This window comes from Azoarcus sp. L1K30, assembly GCF_018122735.1.
Lineage (GTDB): Bacteria > Pseudomonadota > Gammaproteobacteria > Burkholderiales > Rhodocyclaceae > Parazoarcus.
Map to the genome: position 1 here is coordinate 4,098,967 of NZ_JAGRRD010000001.1, position 17,598 is coordinate 4,116,564.

The window sequence follows — 17,598 nt, forward strand, 5'->3', positions numbered from 1 at the left end:
CGGCTTGGATCCGGTGTCATCGGGGACGTCATTTCCTGAATCGCCACGCGGCAATGCCGAGCGGCAGCGCGATCCAGGCGAACATGACGGCGCCCAGTAACGCGGGGTGGGCCAGGTTGGGGGGAAATACCGTGGCGAGGCCGTAGAGTGCGCGCACGTCCTCGAGCGAAAAAATATTCAGGATGCGGAACACGTCGGCCGGGTTGAGCAGCAGCAGGTAGGGAAAGAGCTCGCTGCCCAGCCTGCCGCCAAGCTCCCCGCCGCTGACCACCAGCGCACCGAGCAGCAGCAGGTCGAACACCAGCACGAAGAAGAACCACATCGCGATCGCCAGGCCGGAAGCGCGGGTGCGGTCGGACGCGAACACCGACAGCATCACCGCAAGGCTGAGAAAGGCGCAGCCGAGCAGCACCGAGCTGAGCATGAAGCCGAAATAGTGGAACAGCGCGTCGAGCTCGAGCTGCGCGGACAGCACCACCGCCACCAGTCCGAAACCGGCCACCGTGGAAAAGGTGAGCGCCGCGGCCAGACCGAAGTACTTGCCGAGCAGCAGCTCCACCCGGGTAATCGGCATCGACAGCAACAGGTCGAGCGAGCCGCGCTCGCGTTCGCCGACGATGGCGTCGAAACCGAGGATCAGCGCGATCAGCGGAATCAGATAGATCACCAGGCTGACCAGGCTGGCGATGGTGACGTCGATCGAGCGAAAGCCGACCGCGCCCTGTTGCGCGGCGCCGAAATAGGCAATCACCAGTGCGAAGGCGGTGAATACCAGCGCGACCGCGAGCACCCAGCGGTTGCGGATGCGGTCCCAGAATTCCTTGCCGGCGATGGTGGCGATCTGTGCGATGTCCATGTTCGCCTCCTTAGTCCGAAAAGCCGAAGAACACGTCTTCGAGCGAGGGTTCGCGCACGGTGAGGTCGCGCACCCGTCCATCGAGTCCGGCCAGGGCTTCGATCACCGCCATCTTCGATTCGCGCCGGCACTGCACCGCGACGTGATCGTCGCGGGCCTCGATGGCGATTACCGGCAGGTGGCCGAGTGCGCTGCGCACCGCGTCAAAGTCCTCGGACGCAACGTGAACACTGAACCACAGCGGCAGATCCATCTGTTCGCGCAGCGCCTGTACCGTGCCGCTGGCCTGCACCTTGCCGGCCGCCATGATGGCAAGGCGATCGACCCGCTCCTGGATCTCGGCGAGGATGTGCGAGGTGATCACCATGGTGACGCCCTCGCTCTTGAGCTGGCGCAGGATGGCGTAGAAACCGCGGATGGCTTCGGGGTCGAGGCCGGTCGTGGGTTCGTCCAGGAACAGGATGCGAGGCTTGCCAAGTAAGGCCTGGGCAAAGCCGAGGCGCTGGCGCATGCCCTTGGAGTATTCACGTACGCGCCGCTTCGCTGCATGGGCAAGCCCCACGCGCTCCAGTGCGGGGGGGCAGTCGGCAAGCGGCGCGGCCTTCAGGCGGGCGAAGAACTGTAGCGTCTCCAGCCCGGTGAGGTTGTCGTACAGCACAACGTTTTCCGGCAGGTAGCCGACGCTGCGGCGCACTGCGCGAAAGTTGCCGCCGCCGACGACGGCACCGTCGATGCGGATCTCGCCTGCGGTGGCGGGAATGAGCCCGAGCATCATCTTGAACATCGTGCTCTTGCCCGCGCCATTGTGGCCGATGAGGCCGAACAGCTCGCCGCTGCGGACATCGAGGTCGACGCCGTCAACGGCGTGGATCGCACCGTAGTGCTTGCGGACCCCGCGGGCGACGATCACGGCGTCTTCCGAATCAGTCGGGGTGGGGGAATTGTCTGCCACGCCATTGGCTCCAGTCAGGGTGGGTCGGCTGCATATGCGGCTTAGGGTCGACGATGCTCGGTGCGCGCAACAGCGGAAACTGCTGTGACACCAGGCGCAGGGTCTGCACCGCCGGGCTGGCGAGCAGCAGCTTCATCATCGGGTGGCGCCAGGACAGGCGGTCCACCATGTCGTTGGCTTCGTACTGCACGTCGCCGATGCCGTCGCCGTTGCGATCCCAGCCGACGTAATTGCTCCAGTAGTTGCCGCCTTGCTTGCCCCAGATCTCGTCGCGTGCGGCGACGTACTTGATCTGGGTGCGGTTGGAGATGAAGTCGTTGCCTTCGGCCTGGTTGCGGTAGGACCCGGCCCACAGGTGCACGCCGACATCGTTGTCGACCACCAGGTTGTCGCGCAGGGTGTTGAACTCGGCGTCGTAGATGAAGAAGCCGCGTGCGTTGCCCGCCACCACGTTGTTCTCGATGATCGAATCCTGGATGGTGCGCAACATGATGCCGTGGTCCGAGTTGCCCCAGGCGCGGTTGTTGCGGATCACCTGGTTGCGCGTCATCATCAGCGCCAGTCCGCCACGGTTGTAGTACGAGTCGTTGTCTTCCCACACGTTGTTGTGGGAGTTCATGTAATGGGTGCCGTAGCGCACGTGGTGGATGCGGTTGCGCGCGAACAGCGCGTGATGCGACACATCCACGTAGATGCCGTCGCGCACGAAGCTGATGTTGTTGCCGATGATCTGCGCGCCTTCGGTGTTGTAGAGCTGGATGCCATTGCCGCGGTGCTGCGACATCAGGTCGCGCTTGCCGGCGATCAGGTTGTCGCGGACCTCCACGTTCTTCGAGGTCTCGATCCACAGTCCGAACAGGTTGTAGACGAGGTCGCAGTTGAGCACGCGGGTCGCGTCCGAGCCGGGCTGCAGGTAGATACCGGCGTTCTGCTTTTCGAGATCGGCACCGGAATTGATCACGATGAGGCCGTCTATCGTCACCTGCGGGCTGCGGATGCGGATGGTGTCGCCGCGATGGCTGCCATCGAGCGTCGGGCGGTCGATACCCTTGAGCGTGAGCGGCTTGTCGAGGACGAGGTTCTCGCGGTAATGCGCGCGTTCGATGCTCACCGTGTCGTTGGCGGCGGCGGCGTCGATGGCGGCCTGGATGGATTCGCCCGGGCGCACCGTCCACGTGGCGGCAAGCACCGGGGTGCACAGCCACAACAGCAGAACGGGGAGGGCGAAGCGGGACATGATCGGTGTGAATCCTTGTGTGGTTTGAATGGGGCGCTCAGACGCTCACCAGTCCGAGGCTCTTGAGCGACAGGAAGAGCACGGCGCCGATCAGCAGGTTCTTGAACGAGACGTAGCAGATCATGTCCATCAGCGTCGCGCTGCGGTAGGCCGCGCCCCACCACGGACCTTCCTTGACGTAAGGCTTGGCGCCGAGGCGGACGACGACTTCGAACACGCTCCAGCCGAACCACCAGCCGATGATGGCGCCGGCATCGAGCCGTCCCATGGCTGCGAGCACCCAGACCACCGATGCAGCCAGTCCAAGTGCGAGGCCTGCCGCCTGGATGGCACGCTGGCGCTGGAAGCCGGTTCGGCTCCAGGGCCACAGGTGGTCCCAGAGCTCGGCGCCAAGGCGGCCGACGAGGCCTGTCTTGCCGGCATAGGGCGGGTCCATCGGCTCGGTTGGCATTTTCGGATCAACCATTTTGCTTCCCCATGATCGTGGTCAAGTTGGCGATCATTTCGCGGTCGCGACCGGCTTGATCGGAATGTAGTAGCCGTCGGCGCCGATCGGTGTCAGCGGGAGGCCGGCCTTGGTGCGGCGCTTGCGTTCCTGCGACAGCGGGGGACAGGCGTGGTCCTCGTAGTAATAGACCATGCAGTCCATGCACAGCAGGCATTCGCGCTGGTCGATGCGACCGTCCTTGTCGATGGCCTGTGAGCCGCAACCCACGGCACAGGCCTTGCACGAGTCGCACTCCTGCTTGCGCTTGAGACCGAACCAGCGAAAGGTCGAGGGCATCGCAAGGCCGGCGCCGAGCGGGCACAGGTACTTGCAGAACGGCCGCTCGGTGAAGATCGACAGCCCGAGCAGGGCGCTGGCAAACAGGGTGTAGGGCCAGCTGCGGTTGAACAGGCCGACGAGGAAGGTGGTCTTGAACGGTTCGACCTCGGCCAGCTTCTCGGCCAACCCCATCGAGAACATGCTCACCGCCAGCAGGCCGAAGAAAACGCCGTACTTCACCCACTTGAGTTTGTCATGCAGGGGCTTCGGCAGCTTGAACTGGTAGCGCTTGAGCCCGACCCAGCCGCCGAGCTTGTACAGCAGCTCGGACAGCGAACCGAAGGGGCAGGCCCAGCCACAGAACAGGCCGCGGCCCCACAGGAACACGGTGATGATGATGAACCACCAGAAGATGAAGATGAACGGATCGGACAGGAACAGCTCCCACTGCCACTGGAACAGCAGGGCATGGAACCAGGTCAGCACCTGGGTGATCGAGGGCTGGGCCAGCAGGCCGAAGCCGACGAAGCCGATGCTGATCACCCAGCCGACGTACTTGAAGGCATTCACCGGCCACTTGTTCTTGCGCGTCGAGCGCCGCACCAGGGTGTCGCGCCGAGAATAGACGACGGCGATGGCGACGAGGAAGGCGGTGAAGGCAATGATGGTGACCAGGCGCTCCTTCCAGATCTTCAGCCATACCGGGTCGGGCTTGACGATCTCGGGGCGGCCACCTTCCATGTAGGCACCCGGCAGCCAGTATTCACTGTCGAAGTTGGCGAAGGTCTTGGCGCCGGTGGCCTTGTCCATCTTGTTGGCGAGGAATACCAGCTTCCATGGATAGGCGGCCGAGAAGGCGCCCGAGCGCACGATGAAGATGGCCGATTCGCTGAAGGCGGGCGCACCGGCGGCGGCGATGCCGTAGAGGTTGAAGTAATCGGTGTCACGGAAGGTGAAGGCGTCCCGTTCCTGGCGCACCTGAACACGGTCGTAGATGCCGCCGCGCACGAAACCCGAACCCTTGAACGACTCGATGCCGGCGCTGCGCACGATGAATATTGCATGGTCGCCGGGTTGCAGCCGGCTCATCAGGCTATTGTACGGGCCGTCGCCAAGCACGGCGCGGCCGACGGTGGGCTGGTTGAGATAGCCGAACCAGAGGTCGATGTAGGGCTGGCCGCGGTGCGGCAGGCCGACCTCTTCGGCGGTCACGGTGAGGCGCTGCACGCTGCCGTCTTCTACCAGTTGCTGCCAGCCCGGTCTGGCGCCACTGTCGATGAATGTCGCCTGCGGGCGGATGGTCGGCTTGAGGATGCCGACCTGCTTGGCCACTTCGCCGCCGGACAGCATCATCACCTGGTTCTGCGCGATCACGGTGACGGTCGCGCCGGTGATGGCGTCGAGACCGATGATGTCGTGCTCGGGGCGTGAGCGTCCGATCTCGATGTTGTCGCCGACGAACTTGCCCAGGTACTGGTTGTTGAATTCGACCAGCGCTTCCTCCGGGATGCCCAGCAGCAGAATCGGCTCGGAGTGCTTGAGCACCTTCACCCCGGTAAAGTGACCCGTGGTGTCCATGCCGATCAGCGTGACCACCGGCTTGCCCGAGTAGGCCGGGATGTCGGTGATGTCGGTCGACAGCATGACGTAGCCGAGCAACTGCTTGCCGCCGTCTGTGCTGCGATAGGCCTCGACATACGGGGGCTGACCCTTGCGCTCGGAGAAACTGTCGGCGCCCGGCATCACGTCGGCACAGGCGACGTAGTCGCACATGCGCGGCGAGGTGCTCAGTTCGGGCGGAAGATGCGCTTCATACGAATTGGCGAAGGCCGATCCCGCGCAGGCTCCGAGCGTGAGCGCGAGCGCCAGATTGCGTAGTGCTGCGAGGGCAGACATTCAGGGACTCCTCGAGGGAAATCAGATGATGCGGAAAGACTAATTTGCCAGGGCGACGGGTGCCTTGTTTCGAATCAAGTTGGCCGACGCGGTGAAAAAAAGCGGGAGGCCAAGGCCCCCCGGAATCTGCTTGTCATCACCCGGCCTTGCAGGCTTCACCCTGCAAGGCCGTGGCTTTCGGTCAGGCCTCGACGATCATGCGCGAACGCATCTCGAGGTGCAGGGCGTGGCAGAAATTGGTGCAGTAGCACCAGTACACACCCGGCTTGTCGGCGATGAAGGTCACCGACTGGGTCTGTTGCGGATTGACGATGAAGTTGATGTCGTACTTCGGAATCGCCATGGCGTGGGTCAGATCTTCCACCTTGTCGAGGTTGGTCAGGATGATGGTGACTTCATCGCCCTTCTTGACCTTGAACTCGCGCAGGCTGAAAGCCGGTGCCTGACTCGTGAGCCTGACCGTGACCTTCTTGCCGTCGCGGAACACGCCCGAGTCCTTCGGGTCCTTGGTCGCCAGCGGGAAGTCGTCGAGGTTGTAGATCTGGCGGGTCTTGATGATGTCGCGGCGGATGATGATGGAGTCGTGCGGCTCGGAATACACCGAGTGGTCGGCCACCAGTTTCATCTTGTCGCCGCTGATGTCGATCAGCTGCGCGGTTTCGGCATGGAGCGGGCCGACCGGCAGGAAGCGGTCCTTGGAGAACTTGTTGTCGGAGACGAAGAAGCGGCCGTCGGAATCCTTGGTTTCACCCATCGAGGTGAAGCCATGGCCCGGCTGATAGTGCACGTCGATACGGTCGAGCACCACCTTGGCGGCGGTGTCGCCCTTGAACGACTTGATCGCGGCTTCCACATTCCACTTCACGATCTGGCTGTCGAGGAAGAGCGTGGTGTAGGCATTGCCCTTGTTGTCGAAACCGGTGTGCAGCGGGCCGAGGCCGATTTCCGGCTCGGCAACCACGGCCTGGCGGGCTTCGGGCAGTTCGCCGTCGAACCACTTCAGCACCAGGGCATGCTCGATCACGGACGCAGTCGGCGACAGCTTGCCGGAGCAAGCGTAGTACTTGCCGTCGGGGCTGATGTTCACGCCGTGCGGATTCTTCGGGATCGGCACATAGCAGGTCAGTGCGGTCTTGGGATCGGTGTTCGAGGCCCGGGTCGCGTCGACCACCGGCACCTTGGAGCTGCCGATGGTGGTGAATTTACCGGCCTTCACCGCCTCTTCGATGCGCGCGATGTTGAAGAACAGGCAGGCGTCCATCTCGGCGCTCATCATGCCTTCGTAGTGGATGCCCATCTCGGTGTTGTACTGGTTGGTTGCAGCCAGCTTGCCGTCGTAGGAGGTCGCGACGAGGTCGCAGTTGCCGTCGATCAGCGCCTGCCAGCGCACCTCCATGGTCTCGGCATCGACGCAGGTGAACAGCGACTTGTACTTGCTGCCGTCTTCCATGTCGCGGCCGTCGTTCGGCAGCGGAATCGAGAACTCTGCGCCGCAGAACACGCGGGTGGTGTGGTTGACGGCAGCATCGACCGGATCGCGCTTGTCGGGGAAAGTGCCGTGGAAGCCCTGGACGTTGGGCAGTTCGGTGATCTTGTCGGTTTCCATCGTATCCATGCGGATACGCGCCAGTCGGCCGTGGATCTTGTCATTCACGAACATGTACTTGCCGTCGTAGGTGCCGTCGGTGTACGAAGGGTGAACGTGGTGGGTGTCACCGGTGGTGTACTTCGGCGTGCCGTTGGGCTTGGTGCCGAGGATGGCCTTGGATTCGTTGGTCGTGCCCCAGCCCACCAGGCAGTCCATGTTGAATACCGGGATGCGCTTCAGCTCACGACCGGAAGGCAGGCCGTAGATGCGGACTTCACCCGAATGGCCGCCGCTGGAGAAGGAGTAGTATTCATCGAGCTGGCCGGGAGCAACTTCATACTTGCCCACATCGGCGTGTTCGACTGCGGCCGCCGGTGCGGTTGCCGCCGCCGGTGGCGGGGCCGACTCCTTGTTGCAGGCGGACAGTCCGACCGACAGACCGGCGCCGGCCAAACCGGCAAAGGCTGCGGTGTTGAGGAATTTGCGCCGGCCAGGATCGGGCATCGCATCGACCGGATTCATCTTTTCTTCGTTCATGATCGTGTAGCTCCCGCTTCAAGTGTGGTGGGCTGCGTGCACAGGCGCCGGGTAGCTGTTGGCCCCGTGGCTGAGGGCTTGTACACAAACTGGCGCCTGCGACACTGTGTCCTGTGACGATTTGTCGCAGGTGCACTGTAGGGAGCGTGGATCGGTGAATCCTTGATTTGTGACAAGGACGAAAATTTGTCCAGATCGTCCTTTGGTGGCGTTTTCCTTCAGAGCGTCTGCGTGCATGCAATCGAGTCCACTACGATGCCCGCCGACGGGCATCGCCTGTGCCACCTGAAGGCGAGCTCGGCGAGGTGCGCACCGACCGCAGTCGGCTATCGGTGTTGGCGATGGCATTGCGCGCGACGCCTGTTTTTCCGCGGCGGGCGCAATCGTGACGACCGGGTTACTATCGTCGGCCATCAACCGGCTAAGGCCGCAACCAGGTTCTGATGACCACGACTGCCGGGCACGCGCTCAAAGCCGATCTGCTGTTGCTGACCGCCACGCTGCTGGCCGCTGCGGGCTGGGTGTTTTCAAAGGAGTCGCTCGCCGGCCTGCCACCTTTTTTCTTTGTCGGCACGCGCTTCATGCTGGCCGGTTTGGTGCTGGCGGCCTTCAGCTGGTCGCAGTTGCGAGTGCTTGATCGCGGCGCGCTGGGGCGAGCCGCACTGGTGGGCGGGCTTTTTGCAGCGGCAATGTCGCTGTGGATTCTCGGTCTGCAGTACGGGCGCCATCTGGGCGAAGGGGCGTTCATCGCCAGTCTGGGGATCGTGCTGGTGCCGGTGTTCGCGCGCATCTTCTTCGCTGAACGGCCCCCTCCAAGCACCTGGGTGGCATTGCCGGTGGCACTGCTCGGGTTCGCCTGTCTGTCGCTGGCTCACGGGTTCCGGATCGAGCCCAGCCAGTGGTTCTTCTTCGGTGCCGCGCTGATCTTTGCCTTTCTGTTCAATCTCAATTCGCGCGTGGTGCGCGGCGTGCCGGTGCTGGCCCTGAGTGCGATCCAGGTGCTGATCGTCGGCGCACTCGTGCTGCCGGCATCGGTGCTGTTCGAGTCCTGGCCCGCGGCAGTACCGACGTCGATCCTGTTCTGGTTGCTGGCCAGCGCAATCATCGCCACCACCTTGCGCTTTCTGGTGCAGTTGCACGGGCAGAGCCTCACCACGCCCAGCCATGCAGCGGTGATCCTGATGCTCGAACCGGTGTGGACGGCGCTGGTGGCGGCGTGGTGGTTTGGCGAGTCGATGAGTGCAATGCAACTGGCGGGCTGCGGACTGATTGGACTTGCACTGGTCATCAGCCGCTGGCGCTGGATCAAAGGATTGCTCAAGGCCGTGTTCTGAGTCCGGCACGTCGAAGCTCAGGCTGATGTGGCGGATTGTGGTGCTCTTCCGAGCCGATGGCGATATGCTGACACTGTCGACGCTGCAGGGCGGTGGCGCGACGCCGACCTGATCGTGGACGGGTATGGATATGCCTGAGTCACGTGGATCACTCCGTTCAATATGCAACAGGAGGGCCGTCGATGGAGGTTTACGAGGCTGATGTCGTGATCGTGGGTGCAGGCGGTGCAGGCTTGCGCGCAGCGATTGCGGTGGCTGAATCCGATCCGGCGCTGAAGATCGCACTGGTGTCCAAGGTCTATCCGATGCGCAGCCATACGGTCGCGGCGGAGGGCGGGTCGGCCGGCGTGGTGCAGTCGCATGACAGTTTCGAGCACCATTTCAACGATACGGTATCCGGCGGCGACTGGCTGTGTGAGCAGGATGTGGTGGATTACTTCGTCGCCCAATGTCCGGAAGAAATGGTGCAGCTCGAGCACTGGGGCTGCCCGTGGAGCCGCAAGCCCGACGGCCATGTAAACGTGCGCGCATTCGGCGGCATGAGGATCGAGCGCACCTGGTTCGCCGCCGACAAGACCGGCTTCCACATGCTGCACACCCTGTTCCAGACCTCGATCAAGTACCCGTCGATCAAGCGTTTCGACGAGTATTTCTGTGCCGATCTCATCGTCGAGGACGGGCGTGCGCAGGGTGTCGCGGTCATCGAGATCGCCTCTGGCGAATTCACCCTGATTGAAGCCGGTGCGGTGATCTTTGCCACCGGTGGTGCGGGGCGGGTATTTCGCGAGAATACCAACGGCGGCATCGTCACCGGCGACGGCATGGCGCTGGCCTATCGTCACGGTGTACCGCTGCGCGACATGGAGTTCGTCCAGTACCATCCGACCTGCATGCCCGGCACCGGGCTGTTGTTTACCGAGGCCTGTCGCGGCGAGGGCGGCTTCCTGCTCAACAAGGACGGTTATCGCTACCTGCAGGACTATGGCCTCGGGCCGGCCGAACCCGAGCCGCGCAACAAGGCGATGGAGCTGGGGCCGCGCGACCGCCTGAGTCAGGCCTTCTGGCACGAGCAACAGAAAGGCCGCACCATCGACGGGCCGCAGGGCGCGGTGGTGCATCTCGACCTGCGCCACCTGGGCGAGAAGAGGCTGCGTGAACGCCTGCCGCAGATTTACGAACTGGCCGAGGAGTTTCTCGGTGTCGACCCGGCGCTGACCCCGATTCCGGTGCGGCCCGCGGTGCATTACACCATGGGCGGCATTCTCGTTGACGGCCGCTGCGCCTCGCCCTTGCCCGGCCTGTATGCCGCAGGAGAATGCTCCAGTGTCGGCATCCATGGCGCGAACCGGCTGGGGTCGAACTCGCTCGCGGAGTTATGCGTGTTCGGCAAGGTCGCCGGGCTCGAGGCGGCCGCCTTTGCGAAATCGGCTACGCGGCGCGATTCAGCCACTTTGCTTAAGCAGGCGCAGAAGGTCGAGCAAGACGCGCGCGCCCTATTGACCCGGACCGACGGCACCGAGCGCATCGCCCAGCTGCGCCGTGAGATGGCGACGACCATGGAAAGTGGCTGCGGCATCTACCGTCTGGCCGATACCATGCAGGCGGCCTGCGACACACTGGATGAATTGCGCCAGCGCTTTCGCAATGTCGGCATCCAGGATAAATCGAGTGTGTGGAACAACAACTGGTTGCTCACGATCGAGCTTGGTTTTCAGCTCGATGTGGCGCAGGCGATGGCCTGTTCGGCGCTCAATCGCAAGGAGTCGCGAGGCGCCCATCAGCGTCTGGATGGTTTTGAACAACGTGACGATGAGCACTTTCTGAAGCATTCGCTGGCCCATTACGATGGCGCGGGACCGCCCCGAATTGGCTACGGTGACGTGAAGATCACGCATTCGCGGCCTGCCGTTCGCGCTTATGGCGCGGCTGGCGAGAAGGCGGAGAAACTCGCGAAGGAGGCCGGCAATGGCTAGGACGATCACCATGGAGGTACTGCGTTACCGTCCGGAGCAGGATGCCGGGCCTGTTTTCCAGACCTACGAGGTGCCCTTCACCGACGACATGTCGGTCTTGCAGGGGCTGCTGCACATCAAGGACGAACTGGATGAAACCCTGAGCTTCCGCTGGTCTTGCCGAATGGCGATCTGCGGCAGCTGCGGCATGATGATCAACGGCAAGCCGGCGCTGTCGTGCAAGACCTTTCTGCGCGATCTGGCGCCGGGGCCGGTGCGGATCGAGGCGCTCAACCACTTCCCGATCGAGCGCGATCTGGTCGTGGTGATGGAGGACTTCATCGACAAGCTGGAGCGCATCCAGCCCTACATCATCCCGAAAGAGCCGCGCACGCTGGAACAGGGCGAATACTTGCAGACGCCGGCTCAGCTGGAAAAGTACGAGCAGTTCAGCTCGTGCATCAATTGTCTGCTGTGTTATGCGGCCTGCCCGCAGTACGGACTGAATCCGGACTTCGTCGGCCCCGGCGCACTTGCGCTGCTGCACCGCTACAACGCCGATTCGCGCGATGGCGGCGCGGCGCAGCGGATGGAACTGGTTGCGGCGGAAGAGGGCGTGTTCAACTGTACTGCGGTGGGCTATTGCTCTGAGGTCTGTCCCAAGCATGTGGACCCCGCCAATGCGGTCAACCAGAACAAGACCACCGCTGCCGCCGACTATTTTCTCGGCTTCCTGAAGCCGAAGGGGAGCCGGACATGAGCAAGCGTCGTCCATATGTGCGGCCGATGGCCGGCTGGTGGCGCAAGAACCCGTTCTTCGTCGAGTACATGATTCACGAGGGCAGCGCCTTGTTCGTGGCGGCCTATGGTGTCGTGCTGCTGGTGGGCCTGGTGTGTCTGGCACAGGGCGAAGCGGCGTGGAACGGCTGGCTCGCAGCGATGAAGCATCCGCTGGCGCTCCTTTTTCATCTTGCGGTGCTGGCGATGATTTCTTACCACAGCTGGTCATGGTTCAAGATCATGCCCAAGACCATGCCGCCGCTCGTAATCGGCGGCAAGCGCGTGGCGCCCGCGATGATTACCGGCGCAGGGCTGGCCGCCACCGTGGTGGCGAGCCTGATCCTGCTCGGACTGGTATGGGGGATGACGCGATGAGCCGCCCGCTGAAGCGTTCCAATGCACCGATTTTCTGGGGCCTGTTCGGGGCCGGCGGCATGCTCGCCGCACTCCTGGGGCCGATGCTGGTGTTCATTACCGGCATCGCGGCACCGCTCGGCTTCATCCTCGCGCCCGACGCGATGAGCTACGCCAACATGATGGCCTTCACCGGGCACTGGCTCGGCAAGGCCTTCGTGTTCGCAATCGTTCCGCTCTTCCTGTGGCATGCCGGACATCGGGTCTTTCACAGCCTGCACGATGTCGGCATCCATGCGGGAATGGTCGCGAGGCTGGTGTGCTATGGCGGTGCGCTGCTCGGTACGCTGATCGTGGCCTGGGCCTTGCTGCTCATCGGATTCTGATCGCGTCGGCATGTCCGCGGACGGTGTGAATTCAGGAGCAAGGAGCGGAGTGTCGGCGTGTCTCGGCATTGCTAGGATGAAACAGTCGAAGTGATGCATTCAGGAGCATCCAAGCCATGAGCCGAGCAAACGAAGTGCGCGCAATGCGCGTGGTGAATGATCCGCGCTGGGCGGCGGTGGTGGCCCGCGATGCGGCGGCAGATGGGCGATTCGTGTATTCGGTCAGGAGCACCGGGGTGTTCTGCCGCCCGTCCTGCGGTGCGCGTGCGGCAAGGCCGGAGAACGTCGATTTTCATGCAGATGCCGCAGCCGCCAGCGCCGCGGGGTTTCGCCCCTGCAAGCGCTGCCGCCCCGATCAGCCGCCGCTCGACCAACGCCATGCGGCGATGGTCGCAGACCTGTGCCGCTTCATCGATGACGCTGACGCAACGCCGGGTCTGGTTGAGCTTGCAGCACGGGCCGGAGTGAGCACATGGCACGTATCAAGGGTGTTCAAGGCGGTGACCGGGCTGACACCGACTGCTTACGCGGCGGGACGCCGGGCGCACCGGGTGCAAGCGAGCCTGCGCAATAGCGCGAGTGTCACCGAGGCCATCTTCGATGCCGGCTTCAATGCCAGCAGTCGCTTCTACGAGCAGTCCGCCGCCTTGCTGGGCATGCGTCCGGGTGCGTTTCGCGCGGGTGGCGCGGGCGCGGAAATCCGTTTCGCCGTCGGGTCCTGTGCGCTGGGGGCGATTCTCGTGGCGGCGAGTGCCCGCGGGGTGTGTGCGATTTCGCTCGGTGACGATCCGCAACGGCTGGTGGAGGATTTGCAGGACCGGTTTCCGAACGCTGCGCTGGTGGGTGACGATCCGGATTTCGATGCGCTGGTCGCGCGCACGGTTGCCTTCGTCGAGGCGCCGGGCACAGGCTTCGACCTGCCGCTCGACATTCGCGGTACGGCCTTCCAGCAGCGGGTGTGGCAGGCGTTGCGCGAGATTCCGGCGGGCAAGACCTTGAGTTACGCACAGCTGGCTGAGCGCGTCGGCAGCCCGAACGGCGCGCGTGCCGTGGCCGGCGCCTGCGCGGCCAATACGTTGGCGGTGGCCATTCCCTGTCACCGTATCGTGCGCAATGACGGCAGCCTGTCCGGCTATCGCTGGGGGGGGGCGCGCAAGCAGGCCCTGCTCGAGCGGGAAGCGAAGGAGGATTGAACGGATGCCGGTGCGGCTTCACTGCACGCTCGATCTGCCGCCCGGCTTCCGCATTGCGGACATGCTGGAATTCCACCGCCGGGATGCGCAGGAGGTGGCCGAGCGGGTGGGGCCCGCGAGCGTGAGCAAGGGCCTGGTCTGGTCGGGGGCGCCGGCCTGCCTGCGCATCGTGTTCGGTGCGGGGCAGGTCGAGGCGACCCTGGACGCCGATACACAGGATGCCGCGCAGGATGTGTCCGCACTGAGATCCATGATCGAAAGGATGCTGGGTCTGACGCAGGCGATCGAGACTTTCGAGCGCGACTGGCGCGAGCATCCGCAGATCGGTCGTCTGATCGCGCGCAATCCTGGCCTGCGCGTGCCGGTCGCGTCCACGCCATTCGAGGCGGTGAGCTGGGCGATTACGGGGCAGCAGATCAGCGTGGGCGCCGCGGTGGCGATCCGGCGGCGGCTGATTCAGGTGGCGGGGGTGGCGCACAGCGGCGGCCTGCTGTGTTATCCGGATGCAGCCAGGGTCGCGTCGCTCTCCGAGACCGAACTGCGCGCGGCGGGCTTCTCGCACGCCAAGGCCCGCACCCTGACGGCATTCAGCGCTGCGGTGCTCGACGATGCGCTGCCACTCGAGAGATGGGCGGAGACCATGCCGGTCGACGATATCCGCGCCGGTCTGTTGGCGGTTCCCGGTATCGGTCCGTGGACGGCCAGCTATGCGCTTTTGCGCGGATTCGGCTGGCTTGATGGCTCGCTGCATGGCGACGTCGCGGTGCGTCGCGGTCTCGAGCGGCTGCTCGGGGGGGAGGAAAAAATCGGCGCGGAAGAGGCCGAACGCTGGCTGGCCGGATGCTCGCCATGGCGTGCGCTGGTGGCCGCGCATCTGTGGGCGTGCTGAAACGGTGTGACGAGGCGGCTCCGGTGCGGTGAACAGGCGGATCGTGCAGTCCGCGATGTATATCCCATGGAAATCGTCGTGCATGCCAAGTGCGTTATGCCAGTGTTATCATTGCAGGATTTTCATGGCGTGCACGACGTCGTGCACGCAACTGCCAGCCGATTCCAATGACAACCCTGCAACCCGCCATCACCGTCCCGTCCCGCCGCGGAAACTGGATTCTCACGCCGCGTTCAGCCATTGCTGCCGGTCTGCATGGGCTGATCGAGCGCTCGCCCGAGACCCGGCTCATCGAGTGCATCGGTAATCCGCTAGCGATGCAGTGCCTCAGAAAAGTGCTCGTTCGCGCCACCGGCGGGGCGTCGAGCATTCCATTGAGCGACAACGATGTCCTGACGCGTATCAAGTCGCTGCTGCGTGGCGGCAGCCCGACCTACGTCATCCTGAGTGCGCAGCCAGGCGGCAGTGCGGCACCCACCCCGGTGCTCAATGGCACCGCGACCGCCGTGCGGCCGGACCTGTCCATCACCGATGAGGAATACCGCTCGATAGAGGCGGGCGACATTCGCGCTTTTTGGCACAGCCGTCTGACCAAACTCGATCCGATTGCGCGGATCGGCTTCGGCCTGTGGTGTGCATCGGCACGCGAATATCGCGACGCAATCGAGAATGGCGACCCGGCGTACTGGAACCATCACGGATTTGCATACTGGGAAGGCATGGTGCGCAGCACGGTGGTCAATCTGAGTGTCGGGCTGAACAAGGCCGGCTTCCGCGGAACCATGCGTCAGGAGAGAGAGAAGATTCGGGAGGTCGGCAAGGAGGTTGCGCGCCAGCACGCAAAATATGTCAGAGAGGACTACAGAGAGCACTATGGTAACGAAAAAGGCCTATTGAGCCCCAGACAAATCGCACACTATCATCATGCCGCTTTCAAGCGTTTCGGGGTGGAGCCCGACACCTATGGTGGGACTTGGCTCAAAGCGGTGCCCGATGACGTCGAGTTCCGCATCTACGGCGCCTTGTACTGCCACGACTGTGATTCGGACGAGGGGTATCCTGGTCCGGGTGCGGAGCGTTGACGGCATGAAGCGGATGTTTGGGATATTGCTGGGTGGGGTGGTGCTGGTCCTGTTCGGATTGCAGGTGTACGACGAACCGGTGATCAAGCAGCGCTTCGGTGCGCATCACTACTGCGTACCCGCAGGCCTCGTTGCCTTGTCCGACAGAGATTTTCCGGACGCCAAAGAAAGCGAATATGACACGGATCCCGGCAGCAGTTTCATGCTTCTCGATTTTCCTCTCGATTGGGTCCTGCGCTATGCCCCAAGCTGGAACCAAGTCATTGATGCGAGGCCCGAATTCGCTTCGCCTTTGTTTCAACACATCAGCCCGGCGGTTCGTCCTCTGCTCAGTCTTGATAAATTGAAAGAAGGTATTCGTTCGGACCGAAAGAGCTTTCCTGAAACCCGACCCATCCCGGACGCGAAGACGGGCATGGCACGTTTGGTTACAGAGAGACATCCGGACGACGGAACCCCCACGGGGTGGTATTTCGTCAAGCTGCTGCCGGATGGTGAGTTCAATCTCTCGGGCAGCGATTGGTTATGGGGAAGCTGCAATAAATGGACCTCTGGGCAGTCCGAGTCATTTGAGTGCACGCGTAAGTTAAATACCTCAGAACTCTCAATTCAATACGATATCGCTTCGCAAAATTTTCAGTACTACCCCGAGATCGACAGAATGATCCTTGATCAGGTCGAGGCGTGGCGCTGTGATGACGATTGACAGGTGTCTAGCTCACCGATGTCGAACAAGGCAGCAAGGCGTGGGCGCCCGTTGATGGCTTCTACGCTGGGCCGCCGCGCCGTTATCGGCATTCTCGGCGCATTGTTGCTCTGCGCGTTCGTGTTTCAGGTAATTGACGAACCGGTGATCAAGCAGCGCTTCGGTGCGCATTACTACTGCGTACCCGCAGGCCTCGTTGCCTTGTCCGACAGAGATTTCCCGGACGCCAAGAAAAGTGAATATGACACGGATCCTGGCAGCAGTTTCATGAAAATCGAATTTCCACTCGATTGGGTCCTGCGCTATGCGCCTGAATGGCAGCGTTTTGTCAATGCAGTGTCCGATGTCGGCACGCCCCTGTTTCAGCATGTCAGTCCGTCCATCCGACCTTTGATCAGTCTTGAGGGGCTGAAAGAGAGCATTCGTTCGGACCGGAAGAGTTTTCCCGAAACTCGTCCGATTCCGGATGCGTCGATGGGTATGGCCCGCCTCGTTGCGCGCAGGCATCCGGATAATGGGGAGCCAGCAAGGTGGTATTTCGTTCATCTGCAACCGGATGGCAAGTTCACGCTAACGGGCAGCGACTGGCTGTGGGGAAGCTGCAGTGATTGGAGCGGCGGAGCATCCGGCATGTTTGAGTGCATGCGCAATCTGAATACCAAGGAACTCTCAATCCAATATCACATTGCCTCGCAGAACCTGAAGTACTACCCCGAGATCGACAGAATGATCCTTGATCAGGTCGAGGCGTGGCGCTGTGATGAACCGTGAGCGCCCGTCGTGCCTTGCCGCCGGCAGCGGCGAGAGGCACGCATTACGTGTGATGCTGATGTGAATGCGACCGCCTGATTCACCGCGACAGACAGCGTATATTGAGGGGGTCGATCGCGGCCGCCGGTACGTGCGTGTGTCTGATCCGGGGCGTGCAATGTCTTTCGAGTGATCCGTATGGACAATCTGGTCGTGGCGTTTCGGTCGTGCGAGCCGTCAGCACGCAGGAGGGGGTGTGCGCATTCTGTTGATCGAGGATGACGAGGTACTGTAAGCACCCGGCAAACTCACCTGTTCATTGCGGTGTAGTGCGCTGAAG

16 protein-coding genes are annotated in these 17,598 nt (G+C 62.9%); 10 read left to right on the plus strand and 6 right to left on the minus strand.

What is annotated here, in order from left to right:
• Positions 1 to 28: 28 nt before the first annotated feature.
• The 6 genes from J5J83_RS18820 to nosZ form a co-directional block, all read right to left on the minus strand.
• Positions 29 to 856: an ABC transporter permease subunit gene (locus tag J5J83_RS18820; protein WP_212351466.1), complete on the minus strand. Its 828-nt coding sequence runs from the start codon at positions 854 to 856 to the stop codon at positions 29 to 31.
• 10 nt (positions 857 to 866) lie between these two features.
• Positions 867 to 1,766, minus strand: a complete 900-nt coding sequence (locus tag J5J83_RS18825; RefSeq protein WP_212353425.1) for an ABC transporter ATP-binding protein — start codon at positions 1,764 to 1,766, stop codon at positions 867 to 869.
• A 13-nt stretch (positions 1,767 to 1,779) separates the two neighbouring features.
• On the minus strand, positions 1,780 to 3,045 hold the full coding sequence (locus tag J5J83_RS18830; protein ID WP_212351467.1) for a nitrous oxide reductase family maturation protein NosD: 1,266 nt from the start codon (positions 3,043 to 3,045) through the stop codon (positions 1,780 to 1,782).
• A gap of 37 nt (positions 3,046 to 3,082) precedes the next feature.
• Positions 3,083 to 3,511, minus strand: a complete 429-nt coding sequence (locus J5J83_RS18835) for a transcription regulator (RefSeq protein WP_212351468.1) — start codon at positions 3,509 to 3,511, stop codon at positions 3,083 to 3,085.
• Positions 3,512 to 3,544: 33 nt separating this feature from the next.
• The gene (locus tag J5J83_RS18840) at positions 3,545 to 5,707 is read right to left on the minus strand and encodes a NosR/NirI family protein (RefSeq protein WP_212351469.1); all 2,163 of its coding nucleotides are present in this window, start codon (positions 5,705 to 5,707) and stop codon (positions 3,545 to 3,547) included.
• 181 nt (positions 5,708 to 5,888) lie between these two features.
• Entirely contained in the window at positions 5,889 to 7,832 is a 1,944-nt protein-coding gene (nosZ, locus tag J5J83_RS18845) for a TAT-dependent nitrous-oxide reductase (RefSeq protein ID WP_212351470.1), read from the minus strand.
• A gap of 443 nt (positions 7,833 to 8,275) precedes the next feature.
• Between nosZ and J5J83_RS18850 the strand changes: the two genes are divergently transcribed.
• The 10 genes from J5J83_RS18850 (at position 8,276) to J5J83_RS18895 (ending at position 17,279) form a co-directional block, all read left to right on the plus strand.
• Positions 8,276 to 9,166, plus strand: a complete 891-nt coding sequence (locus tag J5J83_RS18850; RefSeq protein ID WP_212351471.1) for a DMT family transporter — start codon at positions 8,276 to 8,278, stop codon at positions 9,164 to 9,166.
• 182 nt (positions 9,167 to 9,348) lie between these two features.
• Positions 9,349 to 11,139: a fumarate reductase (quinol) flavoprotein subunit gene (gene frdA, locus J5J83_RS18855; RefSeq protein ID WP_212351472.1), complete on the plus strand. Its 1,791-nt coding sequence runs from the start codon at positions 9,349 to 9,351 to the stop codon at positions 11,137 to 11,139.
• Positions 11,132 to 11,878, plus strand: a complete 747-nt coding sequence (locus J5J83_RS18860; protein WP_212351473.1) for a succinate dehydrogenase/fumarate reductase iron-sulfur subunit — start codon at positions 11,132 to 11,134, stop codon at positions 11,876 to 11,878. The genes frdA and J5J83_RS18860 overlap by 8 nt, the downstream gene beginning before the upstream one ends.
• The gene (locus tag J5J83_RS18865) at positions 11,875 to 12,273 is read left to right on the plus strand and encodes a fumarate reductase subunit C (protein WP_212351474.1); all 399 of its coding nucleotides are present in this window, start codon (positions 11,875 to 11,877) and stop codon (positions 12,271 to 12,273) included. Before J5J83_RS18860 ends, J5J83_RS18865 begins: the two co-directional genes overlap by 4 nt.
• On the plus strand, positions 12,270 to 12,638 hold the full coding sequence (gene frdD, locus J5J83_RS18870; protein ID WP_249115785.1) for a fumarate reductase subunit FrdD: 369 nt from the start codon (positions 12,270 to 12,272) through the stop codon (positions 12,636 to 12,638). The genes J5J83_RS18865 and frdD overlap by 4 nt, the downstream gene beginning before the upstream one ends.
• 116 nt (positions 12,639 to 12,754) lie before the next feature.
• A complete protein-coding gene (gene ada, locus J5J83_RS18875) occupies positions 12,755 to 13,831 on the plus strand; it encodes a bifunctional DNA-binding transcriptional regulator/O6-methylguanine-DNA methyltransferase Ada (RefSeq protein WP_212351475.1) in 1,077 nt (358 codons plus the stop codon).
• Positions 13,832 to 13,835: 4 nt separating this feature from the next.
• A complete protein-coding gene (locus J5J83_RS18880) occupies positions 13,836 to 14,720 on the plus strand; it encodes a DNA-3-methyladenine glycosylase 2 (protein WP_212351476.1) in 885 nt (294 codons plus the stop codon).
• Positions 14,721 to 14,887: 167 nt separating this feature from the next.
• A complete protein-coding gene (locus tag J5J83_RS18885) occupies positions 14,888 to 15,802 on the plus strand; it encodes a hypothetical protein (RefSeq protein ID WP_212351477.1) in 915 nt (304 codons plus the stop codon).
• A 4-nt stretch (positions 15,803 to 15,806) separates the two neighbouring features.
• Positions 15,807 to 16,508 carry a hypothetical protein gene (locus J5J83_RS18890; RefSeq protein ID WP_212351478.1) on the plus strand — a complete coding sequence of 234 codons (702 nt, stop codon included), beginning with the start codon at positions 15,807 to 15,809 and terminating at the stop codon, positions 16,506 to 16,508.
• A 54-nt stretch (positions 16,509 to 16,562) separates the two neighbouring features.
• Positions 16,563 to 17,279 carry a hypothetical protein gene (locus J5J83_RS18895; RefSeq protein ID WP_212351479.1) on the plus strand — a complete coding sequence of 239 codons (717 nt, stop codon included), beginning with the start codon at positions 16,563 to 16,565 and terminating at the stop codon, positions 17,277 to 17,279.
• Positions 17,280 to 17,598: the final 319 nt, after the last annotated feature.